The sequence below is a fragment of the Paraburkholderia suaedae genome, from assembly GCF_040812055.1.
Taxonomy (GTDB): Bacteria; Pseudomonadota; Gammaproteobacteria; order Burkholderiales; family Burkholderiaceae; genus Paraburkholderia.
This window is the reverse complement of the sequence record NZ_JBFOAH010000001.1, coordinates 74,972-87,152: the sequence shown is the minus strand read 5'-3', so window position 1 is coordinate 87,152 and position 12,181 is coordinate 74,972. Positions and strand designations below refer to the sequence as shown.

Annotated in this window: 6 protein-coding genes; 1 reads left to right on the top strand and 5 read right to left on the bottom strand. The window is 64.8% G+C overall.

What is annotated here, in order from left to right; all coding sequences use genetic code 11:
• Positions 1-165: 165 nt before the first annotated feature.
• The 4 genes from ABQJ48_RS00350 to ABQJ48_RS00335 form a co-directional block, all read right to left on the bottom strand.
• A complete protein-coding gene (locus ABQJ48_RS00350) occupies positions 166-990 on the bottom strand; it encodes a competence/damage-inducible protein A (RefSeq protein ID WP_367835202.1) in 825 nt (274 codons plus the stop codon).
• 18 nt (positions 991-1,008) lie between these two features.
• On the bottom strand, positions 1,009-1,842 hold the full coding sequence (locus ABQJ48_RS00345; protein WP_367835200.1) for an EI24 domain-containing protein: 834 nt from the start codon (positions 1,840-1,842) through the stop codon (positions 1,009-1,011).
• A gap of 159 nt (positions 1,843-2,001) precedes the next feature.
• A complete protein-coding gene (locus ABQJ48_RS00340; protein ID WP_367835198.1) occupies positions 2,002-3,006 on the bottom strand; it encodes a sterol desaturase family protein in 1,005 nt (334 codons plus the stop codon).
• 69 nt (positions 3,007-3,075) lie between these two features.
• The gene (locus ABQJ48_RS00335; RefSeq protein WP_367835196.1) at positions 3,076-4,095 is read right to left on the bottom strand and encodes a YVTN family beta-propeller repeat protein; all 1,020 of its coding nucleotides are present in this window, start codon (positions 4,093-4,095) and stop codon (positions 3,076-3,078) included.
• A gap of 587 nt (positions 4,096-4,682) precedes the next feature.
• Between ABQJ48_RS00335 and ABQJ48_RS00330 the strand changes: the two genes are divergently transcribed.
• A complete protein-coding gene (locus tag ABQJ48_RS00330) occupies positions 4,683-7,481 on the top strand; it encodes a YadA-like family protein (RefSeq protein ID WP_473094083.1) in 2,799 nt (932 codons plus the stop codon).
• Between the two features lie 237 nt (positions 7,482-7,718).
• On the opposite strand, the gene hrpA is transcribed toward ABQJ48_RS00330, so the two are convergent.
• Positions 7,719-12,164 carry an ATP-dependent RNA helicase HrpA gene (hrpA, locus tag ABQJ48_RS00325; RefSeq protein WP_367835194.1) on the bottom strand — a complete coding sequence of 1,482 codons (4,446 nt, stop codon included), beginning with the start codon at positions 12,162-12,164 and terminating at the stop codon, positions 7,719-7,721.
• Positions 12,165-12,181: the final 17 nt, after the last annotated feature.

Genomic DNA, 12,181 nt, shown 5'->3' with positions numbered 1-12,181 from the left:
AGCTGCGACCTGACGCTTGCCGCTCGGTAAGAGACCGAGGCGTCGGCGACGTCGGCGACATGCCGATGCAGCGAACGAATGCCTCGTTCAACGACCTGCCGGCCGGAAGCCGGCGGGCCATCGGCAACGACGCCGCGCAACCCGTTTTGACATGCGCCGCGCGAATCACGCCTTCTTCGCTGCCGACTCCGGCTCCACGATATCGCCGCCCAGCAGGTGCACGCCCTCGCGCAGTTTCACAAACGCGGCCGCCACCGCTTCCGGCTCGCCCTTCACTCCCAGATCGATGTGATGCCGCGCATACAGGGCGCCCCGCTCGGCGTCGCCGATACTCGGCAGACTGAATACGCGCACGCCCGGAAAATCGCGCTCGATCTTCTCCATCAACGGCGTCACGCGCGATTCCGGCAACTCGAACACCAGCAACGACTTCTCTGCATGCGGCGTAGCGTGATGCAGGTGCGTGTAGTTCGTATCCAGCACCCACTCGATCATCGGCCACGCCATCACCGGAAAGCCCGGCACGAAATGGTGATGCCGGATGGAGAAGCCCGGAATCTTGTTGTAGCCGTTCGGAATGATCGACGCGCCCTGTGGGTACGTGCCCATGTTCAGCCGATGCCGGTTTTCCGGCGAATCCAGATCGAGCGGCGTTGCCGCACTGGCCGGATACATGTCGCGGATGCGCTCCTGGATCAGCTTCGCAGCCTGCGGATGCAATTCCAGCGGCACGCCGAGCGCGGCCGCCGCGCATTGGCGGGTGTGGTCGTCCGGCGTCGCGCCGATGCCGCCCGTCGAGAACACGATGTCGCCCGATGCGAAGGTGCGCCGCAGCGTCGCCGTGATGCGCTCCGGGTCGTCGCCGATGTACTCCGCCCAGCCGAGCGATAACCCGCGTGCGCCCAGCAACTCGATGATCTTCGGCAGATGCTTGTCGACACGCCTGCCCGACAGGATTTCATCGCCAATGATGATGACGCCAAATGCCATTACCGCCTCTTTGGTTAATCAATAGGGAACCGGCGCTGTCTGACGCACGCCGCCGTGCGCTTCGGTGCGCATGCGTTGCAGTGCGCGCAAACAGTAGTAGCCGAACCACAACCCCGAAAACACGAGAATGAACGCATAAATCCAGATCGTCATCGCGGTGATTACCGGGAACAGCACGATCAGCCAGACCGACGTCGCCCACAGCAAGGTCGGCAACGAACCCAGCAAACCACTGGCGATGCCGATCAGCAAGAGCGGCAGCCGGAAGCGCCGCACCAGCGCGCGCCGCTCGTCGCGCGACGCGTGCAGCGCGAGCGCGTCGTAACTCATCACGCGATAGGTCAGCCAGCCCCACAGCAGCGGTGGAATCAGCGCGAAGAACGGCGGCACAAGCCATAGCGGCAGCGTGACGATCAGCAGCACGAGACACAGCAGCGTGGTCCACAACGCCTGGCCGAGGCTACCGTACCACGTTCCGCCGCGGCGCATTTCGAGCCCGGGGAACTGCCGCGCCGCGAGGAAGCGGATCACCGCGGGCATCGACAGCGTGGCGATCAACAGCAACACCGTGACGACGATCAGCGGAATGGCGATCGCAATCACGATGAACGGTGCGATGACCGCATGCAGCGCCGAAAAACCCAACCAGTCGAACAGATGATAAAGCGTGGCCGTAAACGCCCAGCCATCGAGCCACACGCGCGTGCCGCCGACCAGCGTCTGCCAGCAGAACCACAGAATCACGCCCCATCCGACCGTCGCCAGGATAAATGGTTTGAAGGTCAGCCAGAGCATGCGCGGGTGGAGCGCGCTGGCAAGCGCGCGCCCGAACGAGCGCAACAGATCATTCATGCGAGCCGGTGCCGGTGAACGAAACGATGGAATAAACGGCAACGCGCAACGAACCGGCCAACGAGCCTCGCGCGTGCGCGCAAACGTGAACAGGATAAACCACGCGAGACGCCGCCGGGGTAACCCGCGGCGCGGGGGAAAAGACGTTCGGGAACACGCTCAAACGGCGGCGGCGTCGTTACTTTTCGACGTAGCGGCGCGCTTGGGCGAGACCCGCCCGGCGATGCGCACGAACGCGAGCCAGTGCTGCGCCCAGAATCCGTCGCCGTAGCGCCGACCTTCCAACTGGTCGCCGATGCCGGTCGGCTGCATGTCGCGGCTCCAGGACACGGTGCCAAACAGCATGTCCCACCACGGAAACAGCACACCGAAGTTGCAGCCGTATTTCGGACCCTGCGGGCCGAAGCCGATCGCATGATGGCGGCGATGGAACGTCGGGCTGACCAGCAGCCGCTCGCCGAGCCAGCCGAAGTACAGGCGGATGTTGGCGTGCTGCACGCTTTGCGCGAGGTTGGTAATCGCGACCAGCGCGACGAACTGCGAAGGCGGCACGCCGATCACCAGCGCGATCACCGCAAAGAACGATGCTTGCAGCAAATCGTCGAGCAGATGGTTGCGGTCGTCGGACCACAGCGACATCTGCTGCTGACTGTGATGCACCGCGTGCAGTTCCCACCAGACGCCGACCCGGTGTTGCCAGCGGTGATACCAGTAGCCGGCGAAGTCGAGCACCAGCAGATACATGATGAAAGTGACGAGCGGCTGCGTGGTGACACCGGGCCACAGATTGTCGAATTCGATATTCGAAATGTTATGCAGGTGCAGCCAGGCCTGCACCTTGTCGAAGAACGGCTGAAGCGCGAAGAAAAAGAACAGGTTCAGAATGCCGAGCTTGGCGATCCACGTGTATAGCACGTCGATGCGCACCGCCTTGCGGTTGTGCCACTGCTCGACCGGGCGCAGCGCTTCGAGCGGGCGCAACACCGCGTACATCGCCAAAACCTCGAGGACGCCCACGAGCAACCAGTACAGGCTGTCGTACGTATCTTCGTCGTAGTCCATGAGGCCGAAGCGGAACAACAGCGGCTGCACCACGTCGACATACAGCAGCGTCTGCATGGCCGAAACGAAGCTGTCGAGCGAAGAAAAAATCAGATGGAGCATGGTGCGCTTGTGGTTGCCTGATCCGTCATGCCTCGCCTCGGTGCGGCATTGCTGCTGCCCTGTTCCAGTCTACGCGCCGTTGGGCGCGGTGACTGGCGCGCGATCGAAGAAATAGATGCCGTGCGGCGACCGGCCAACGGCAATCGTCTGAATCAGCTTACGCGTGTTCAGGTCGATGATGCCGACGTGCTTCGCGAAGCGGAACGTCACCCACAGATAGCGTTTGTCGGCAGAAAGTTCCATGTCGTCCGGACCCGGCATCAGACCGGTGATGTCGCCGACGTTGGTGAGCGTATCTTCGTCGATGATGCTGATGGTGCTCGCGACCCGGTTGGACACCGCGACGTGCTTGCCGTCGGCCAGCGACCGGAAGTTATGCGCGCCCTTGCCCGTCTGGATGGTCTTCACGATCTTCTGGTTGCGCCAGTCGACCACCGCGACGTAATCCGCACCGGTCATGCCGACCAGCAGGTACTTCTCGCCCGGCGTCATCCACAGGCCCGCCGGCACCTTGCCGACCTTCATCTTCCACTTCACGGTTTGCGTCGGCAGATCGATCGCGGCAAGTTCGCCCGACACCTGCAGTGTGACGAACACCGTCTTGCTGTCCGTGGTGAAAGCCATGTGGCTCGGCATGACCGCGAGCGGCAAGCGCGCGGCAAGCGTCATCTGGTTCTTCTGGCCGTCGTAGTGATAGATGTCGAGACGGTCGAGGCGCAAGCCCGTCGTCACGAGCCACTTACGGTCCGGCGAAAAGCCGATCTGATAAGGGTCTTCGACGTTCTCGACCCAGCGCTGCACCTGACCCGATTTCGGATCGACGAACATCAGGTTGTTCGACACGGAATTGGCGACGATCAGCGACGAATTGTCCGGCGTGGCCATCAGGTGATGCGGTTCCTTGCCCGTTGGGACCGTGCCGACGACCTGGTGACTGGCTTCGTCGATGAGGCTCAGCGTCGCTTCGCCGGAATTGAGCACGATCACGTCGTTGGCGCGGGCCGCCGGGGAAAAAAAGCCAGCGACGGCAACCAGCGCCACGCTCGCGGCGAACGTGACAGTCAGGCCGGGAAGAAAAAATTTACGCATGAAAACTCGCTTCGGAGAACAACCGTCATTGTAGAACGTTTGCCCGTGCCAGCGGTTGACGCAGGTCGGTGTGCAGCGCGCTGAATCTGAAGGGCACGATGAGATGCGACGGCAGTTGAGGCGGCGTGGCGAGACGCTCGCCCGGTACTTTCAACGCTTGCGAAAAACCGGATTCGAATTTTCAGCCGGTAGGCGATAGGCATTATCTGCCTCTCCGGTGGTACTGCGTCAGATATAAAAAACCCCGGAAATTGCCTAACTTTCACAACGAATAATCTGATTACCGGCTTGAAAAACTGCGGTACTCGAGATGGATTATCTTCGCAACTGATTTAAGATTTTGCTGATATCTGAGCCGCATTAACAGACCGGATAATTCAGCAGCCATCGCCATGGTGTCCGCCGGCATCAAGCGCGTGGCATACAGCGGAAATCCCCGGACGTGCAAAGAATCAGCAAAACATCCGGAAAGCACCGCAACCGTCTTTGCTATTTTCGCGATTATCTAAGGTGATCCGTTTCGGCCAATCATCGCGAATCTGCACTACCCAAAAATCCACATCAACAGTCAGGGAGGCTCTGACACAATGAATCAGGTTTCTTCAGTTTCTTCAATCTGGCACAGAGCAACGCATACTTCGCTCACAGCATCCGGACCTGCGAGGTTCGGCGCAAATCGCGCAACGGCGCGGAAGAAAGCCATCGCGCAGGCTGTGCTCACCGCGACAGCGTTCGCCGTGGGCGCGCCGGCGTTCGCAGCAGGGGTCGGCGCCATCGGCGTGGGACCGGCAGCCGATGCGGCCGGCAACTACGCTATCGCGATCGGTGAGACCGCGACCGCTCAGGGCGACAATTCAATAGCAGTGGGCCCGCAAGCCGCCACGCAAGGCGACGGCGCAATCGCCATTGGCCCGAATACCAATGCGATAGCGGCAGGCGCCAGCGCGCTCGGCCAGGGCGCCCAGGCGCTTGGTGCAGGCGCGCTGGCCACCGGCCTGAATGCACAGGCCGTCGCCAACGGGGCCACCGCCGTAGGCCACAACGCCAATGTGCAGGGCGAACGCGCAACCGCGCTCGGCATGACGTCCGCGGCGATGGGCACGGACTCCATCGCGGCCGGCGGCGGCGCGCTCGCAGGGGACGCCGCAGCGGCCGCTTTTGGCGCGCTGGCAACTGCATCGGGCGTCGGCTCAACCGCAGTCGGCTATCACGCGCAAAGCAGCGGCAACGGGGCGTTTGCGGGCGGCAACACGGCCCAGGCGGTCGACTACGGCGTCGCGCTCGGCAATGAGGCGAGCGTCGTGGGCGCAGGCGGAATCGCGCTCGGCGCGTTTGCGCAGGCGAGCGGCGTCAATGCGAGCGCGCTCGGCTATGGTGCGGCGGCGTCGGACTCCAACGCTGTCGCCCTCGGCCATAACGCGAACGCGAGCGCCGCCAACAGCGTCGCGCTAGGCGCCGATTCCACGACGACAGCCGATCTGAACCACCGCGCTTTCGTCCCCTCCGGCCTCGACGCGACCGTCATCGCAGCGCCGGATCCGACAGGCGAGGTGTCGCTCGGCTTCGCGAGCGGCGAGCGCCGCCTGACCAACGTTGCAGCGGGCGCAGACCCCACGGACGCCGTCAACGTGAGCCAGTTGCAGGCGGTCGACGGCAAGGTCGATGCGATAGCCCAAAGCAGTACCCAGCGTTACTTCAAGGCGAACGGGGGCCCGGCGGACCCCGACGCAGATGCGAGCGGCGCGCATGCGCTCGCGGCGGGCATCGGCGCCAGCGCAGCGGGTGCCGATGCGACTGCGGTCGGCGCGGGTTCGAGCGCGAGCGCAACGGGGTCGGCGTCGCTCGGCGCGGGTGCCATCGCAAGCGCGGCGAATGCCACGGCGATCGGCGCATCGGCTACGGCGAGCGGTTTGAACGCGACTGCACTCGGCGCGTATTCGGCAGTCAGCGGCGAAGGCAGCATCGCGCTCGGTTACGGCGCGTCAGCGAGCGCAGACAACGCGGTTGCGCTCGGCCCGAACTCCCGGGCCGACCGCGCGAACACCGTATCGGTGGGCTCCGCCGGCAATGAACGCCAGATAGCCAACGTCGCCGCAGGCACGGCAGATACCGATGCGGTCAACGTCGCGCAGTTGAAAACGGTGAGTGACCAAGGCGCAGCGACGGCGGCCAAGCTGGACGGTGCGCTCATGTACGACCAGAACGCGGATGGCAGTGTCAACCGCAACAGCGTGACGCTCGGCGGCGGTGCAGCGAGTGGCGGCGCGGTCATCCACAACGTCGCCGCCGGCACCGCGGATACCGACGCGGTCAACGTCGCACAGTTGAATACGGTTAGCGGACAGAGCGCAGCCACGGCCGCAAAGCTGGACGGTGCGCTCATGTATGACCAGAATCTCGATGGCAGTATCAACCGCAACAGCGTCACGCTCGGTGGCGGTGCTGCCAGCGGCGGCGCCGTCATCCACAATGTCGCCCCCGGCACCGCGGATACCGACGCGGTCAACGTCGCCCAATTGAAAACGGTGAGTGACCAGGGCGCGGCCACGGCGGCGAAGCTCGACGGTGCGCTCATGTACGACCAGAACCCAGACGGCACTGTCAATCGCAACAGCGTGACGCTCGGCGGCGGTGCTGCGAGCGGCGGCACCGTCATTCACAACGTCGCCGACGGCGTGGATGCATTCGACGCGGTGAACCTCGGTCAACTGAACGCGGCCGTGAACGGTGCGGTCGACAACGCGCTGATCAATGCGGGGAACCCGTTGATGAGCGCCGAAGGCGACCGGGATACGGAAGGCGCGGTGTCGTCCGGTGTGCATTCGGTCGCCGCAGGTGCGAACGCGCGCGCCCTGGGCGTCGAGGCGGCTGCGCTCGGCGCAAATGCGACAGCCGGCGGCAACAATGCGACTGCGCTGGGCGGGGCAGCAAACGCGAGCGCGGACAATTCTGTGGCGTTGGGTCACGGCTCGGTCGCGGACCGCGCGAATACCGTATCGGTCGGCGCCACCGGTCAGGAACGTCAGATCACCAACGTCGCGGCCGGCACGCAGGCCACCGACGCAGTCAACTTCGGTCAGTTGCAGCAGAGCATGGACAGCGCAACCGGCCAGGCGAACCGTTATACCGACGACCAGATCCGCACCGTTCGTCGCGACGCATACGGCGGTACGGCGTCCGCGTTGGCGATGGCGGGCTTGCCGCAGGCGATTCTGCCCGGCCGCGGCATGATCGCGATGGCGGGCGGTACGTATGGCGGCCAGTCGGCTTTGGCGATCGGCGTGTCCCAGTTGTCCGACACGGGCAAGTGGGCCTACAAGCTGCAAGGCACGACTGACTCGCGCGGGCAATTCGGCGCGTCGATCGGCGCGGGGGTTCACTGGTGAGCTAAGCACTAGATGCGCCAACTGGCTCGCCGCCAAAGGCATGCGTCCATGGGCTTTGATGCCGGGTTGGGCGTGAGCGAGCGCGGGTCCGAAAGGTCCGCGCTCGCCCGTTTCCGCGCGACGTCGCCCGACGATGCATGGCGTCGCGTGCATGTGTGGAGCCTCCCAAAGAAGGCAAACTCGGGTAGCCGAGCCTTCTTTAAGGCCGGAGCCTGGGCGGCACCCGCCTCGACTCACTCAGCGCTGCATCGACTCCCAAACCTTGTGCAACCGCTTCACCGAAACAGGCATCGGCGTACGCAACTCCTGAGCGAACAGCGACACACGCAACTCCTCCAGCAGCCAGCGGAATTCCGACAGTCGAGGATCGAGCACGCCGCCACGCTGCGACACCGCACGCTGATAGTGCTGCAAAAGCGGCTGAAACTCGGCCAACTGCCGCGCGTCGCGCGCCGGGTCCGCCTTCAGCTTGTCGATGCGCAGCGTCATCGCTTTGAGATAGCGCGGGAAGTGCGCCAGTTGGGTGTACGGTGTGTCGACCACAAAACGCTTGCCGATCAAGCCGTCTAGCTGACTTTGCATGTCCGCATGGGCGGCCGCGAACGACTTCGCCTGCACCAGCTTTTTCGTCACGCTCGCGTACTCGCCGAGAATCTGCCCGACCAGCCGCGCAATTTCCTGAGCGAGCAGCGTCAGGCGGCTGCGTCCCTCGTCGCGTCGGGTATGGAAACTGGCGTCATCGTCAGGCAGCGGATCCTGCAGACATGCGCGATCCAGCGCCGTGTCGATCAGCTGATCGCGCAGGTCCTCCTGCGTGCCGCGCGGCATGAATTGCAGCGCCATTTCGCGCAGGCCCGGCAGATTTTTTTCGAGATATTTGATCGGCTCCTTCAACTGCAACGCAAACAGCCGACGCAATCCCGCGCGGTGAATCCGCGCGGCTTCGTCCGGCGAATCGAACACTTCGACGTCGCAATGCGTGCCGCGATCCACCAACGCCGGGTAGCCGAACAGAGTCTGGCCGCCGCGGCGAATTTCCAGCAACTCGGGAAGCTTGCCGAAGTTCCAGGTCGTCAGACTTTCGTACAGTGCCGTGCTTGCCGCGCCACCTTGCGGCGCGGTTCGCGGACCGGCCCCGGCCGCGGCCTGGCCGCGCTGCGCCGTGCCCGCTGCCGCCCCGACCGACCCCGCTCGCTGCGCAGGCGCCGCGACACCCCCGCCACCGGCATCCGCCAAGGCCGCGCCCGCCGCGCTCGACGCGATCTTCTGGAAATGCTGTTGCGCCTGGCCGCCGAGTTCGGCGCGCAGCTGCGACAGATTGCGGCCCATCGCCAGCTGCCGCCCGTGTTCGTCGACGACCTTGAAGTTCATGAACAGATGCGGCATCAGCGTCTCGAGCTTGAAGTCCGATTGCTTCATCGCGACTTGAGTCTGCCCGCGCACGTCGGCGATCAGTGACTCCAGCAAGCCGCCCGCCCCGAAACGCGGGCCGCCGTGCCGCTCGGCGAAGCCGGCCGCGTACTCGGGCAATGGCACGCAATGACGCCTCAATTTCTGCGGCAAGGATTTGAGCAGCAGTTGCGCCTTCTCTTTCAGCATGCCAGGCACGAGCCACTCGCAGCGGCGCGCGTCGACCTGATTCAATGCATACAACGGCACGGTGAGCGTCACGCCGTCGCGCGGCGAACCCGGCTCGAAGTGATAGGTCAGCGCCATCTCGACGCCGGCCATCGTCATCCGCTTGGGGAACAGATCGGTCGTCACGCCGGCGGCTTCGTGCCGCATCAGATCGTCACGCGACAGATAGAGCAGGCGCAGCTTGTCTTCCGGCTGACCGCTGTTTTTCAGCTCGTCGCGATACCAGCGCTCGAACGACGCGCCGGTGAAAATGCCGTTCGGCACCGCCTGATCGTAGAACGCAAAAATCAGCTCGTCGTCGACCAGCACGTCCTGGCGACGCGACTTGTGCTCCAGTTGTTCGATCTCCGCGAGCAACTTGCGGTTGTGAGCGAAGAACGCGAGCTTCGTGTCGAACTCGCCTTCGACCAGCGCGCCGCGAATGAACAGCTCGCGCGCGCGCGCCGGGTCCTGTTTGCCGAAGCTCACGCGCCGCCGGTGGTAGATCGGCAGGCCGTACAGCATCCCGCGCTCGAATGCCGATACCTGCGCCGCGCGCTTCTCCCAGTGCGGCTCGGAGAGCGACTTCTTCAGCAAATGCGCGCCGATTTTCTCGACCCACTCCGGCTCGATCTTCGCGATGCAGCGCGCGTACAGCCGGCTCGTCTCGACGAGTTCGGCGGCCATCACCCACTTGCCCGCCTTCTTCAGCAGTGCCGAGCCCGGCCACAGGTAAAACTTGATGCCGCGCGCGCCCAGGTAGTACGGTTCGTCATCGGCTTTCAGGCCGATGTTGCCGAGCAGACCCGTCAATAGCGCGAGATGGATCTGCTCGAAAGTCGCTGGCGCTTCGTTGACGCGCCAGCCGTGCTCGCGCACAACCGTCAGCAGTTGCGAATGCACGTCGCGCCATTCGCGCAGCCGCAGCTGCGACAGGAAGTGCTTGCGACATTCCTCGTGCAACTGCTTGTTCGACTTCTTGTGCGCGATTGCTTCTTCGAACCAGTTCCAGATCTTCAACCATTGCAGGAATTCGGAACGCTCGTCGGCGAAGCGGCGATGCGCCTCGTCAGCCTGCTCCTGCGCTTCGATCGGCCGGTCGCGCGGGTCCTGCACTGACAACGCGCTCGCGATGATCAGCACTTCCTTCAATGCCTGCTGATCGCGCGCGGCCAGGATCATTCGGCCGACGCGCGGATCGAGCGGCAGGCGCGCGAGTTCGCGGCCGAGCAGGGTGAGCTGGTTTTCGTCGTCGACCGCGCCCAGTTCGTTGAGCAGCTGATAGCCGTCCGCGATCGCGCGGCCGGGCGGCGGCTCGATGAACGGAAAAGTCTCGATCGCCGTCAGATGCAACGACTTCATGCGCAGAATCACCGACGCCAGCGACGAACGCAGAATCTCCGGATCGGTGAAGCGCACGCGTGCCTGAAAATCGCTTTCCTCGTACAGACGAATGCACACGCCGTCGGCCACACGGCCGCAGCGCCCGGCGCGCTGATTCGCGGCGGCCTGTGAAATCGGCTCGACCTGCAACTGCTCGACTTTATTGCGATACGAGTAGCGCTTCACGCGCGCGAGACCGGTATCGACCACGTAGCGAATGCCGGGCACCGTCAGCGAAGTCTCGGCGACATTGGTCGCCAGCACGATACGGCGCGCGTTCGACGTGCGGAACACCCGCTCCTGCTCGGCCGCGGACAGCCGCGCGAACAGCGGCAGAATCTCCGTGTGCGGCGGATGATGCTTGCGCAGCGCCTCGGCGGCATCGCGGATTTCGCGCTCGCCCGGCAGGAAGACCAGCACATCGCCGGGCCCTTCGCGGCAGAGTTCGTCGACGGCCTCGACGATCGCTTCCATCAGATCGCGATCGGTTTCGCGCTGTGTCTTCGGCCGCTCGCGCGACGAGGCAGCCGCGGCGCCCGAAGTGCCCTGAGTGCCCTGAGTGCCTTGCGCGGCCTTCACCGCCGGGCTGTCCTCGACCACCGGCCGGTAACGCACCTCGACCGGATAGAGCCGCCCGCTCACCTCGATGACCGGCGCGGGCTTGTCTTCGCTGCCGAAATGGCGCGCGAAACGGTCGGCGTCGATGGTCGCCGAGGTCACGATCAGCTTGAGATCGGGCCGTTTCGCGAGAATTTCCTTGAGATAGCCGAGCAGAAAATCGATGTTCAGGCTGCGCTCGTGCGCTTCGTCGATGATCAGCGTGTCGTACGCGCTAAGGAGCGGATCGGTCTGCGTTTCGGCGAGCAGGATGCCGTCGGTCATCAGCTTGACCGATGCGCCCGGCGACAGGTTGTCGGTGAAGCGCACCTTGTAGCCGACCACTTCGCCGAACGGCGTGCCCAATTCCTCGGCGATACGGCGCCCTGTCGCCGACGCCGCGATCCGCCGCGGCTGCGTGTGGCCGATCAGCCCCTTGCCGCCGGCGCCGAGACCGCGCCCGAGTGCGAGGCAGATTTTCGGCAACTGGGTGGTTTTGCCGGAGCCGGTCTCGCCCGACACGATCACCACCTGATTCTGCGCGATCGCTTCGGCGATCTCGTCGCGGCGGCCGGAGACCGGCAGCGCTTCAGGGAACGTAATGGGCGGAACCGGATTCGGTTCGACGACACGCGACGCGCGGGGGGCACGCGGTTCACGCGGCGGGCGGCCTTCACGCGGTTCACGCCCCTGCCCCGATTCACCCGCCGCGCTGCCCGCCGGGTTGGCCGACGAGTTGGCCGACGATCGCACCGCTTCTCGCGGTCCCGGGCGTCCCGCGTTGCGCTCACCGCCGCCGGCTTGCGGCGATTGTTGAGCAGGCGAGCCGGATTCGCGATACGGCGCGCCGCGTTCGAATTTTTGCGGCTCGCCGCGACGCGGCTCGCGCTGCCGATCGTCTTTCCGCGCCGACGACGACGCGCCTTCCACCGCGCGACGCGGCTCGCGCGACGCGTGCGGTTCTTTGGGCTGCTCGGACTGGGCGCGCTGCGCCCCACGCTGCGGCGTGTCGCCGGCGTTCTCCTGATCGGCGGCAGGCGCCGGATTCTCGTTCGGCGCAGCGGGAGTTTTGGGTACATTCGACATGGGGGCGCATTATAATC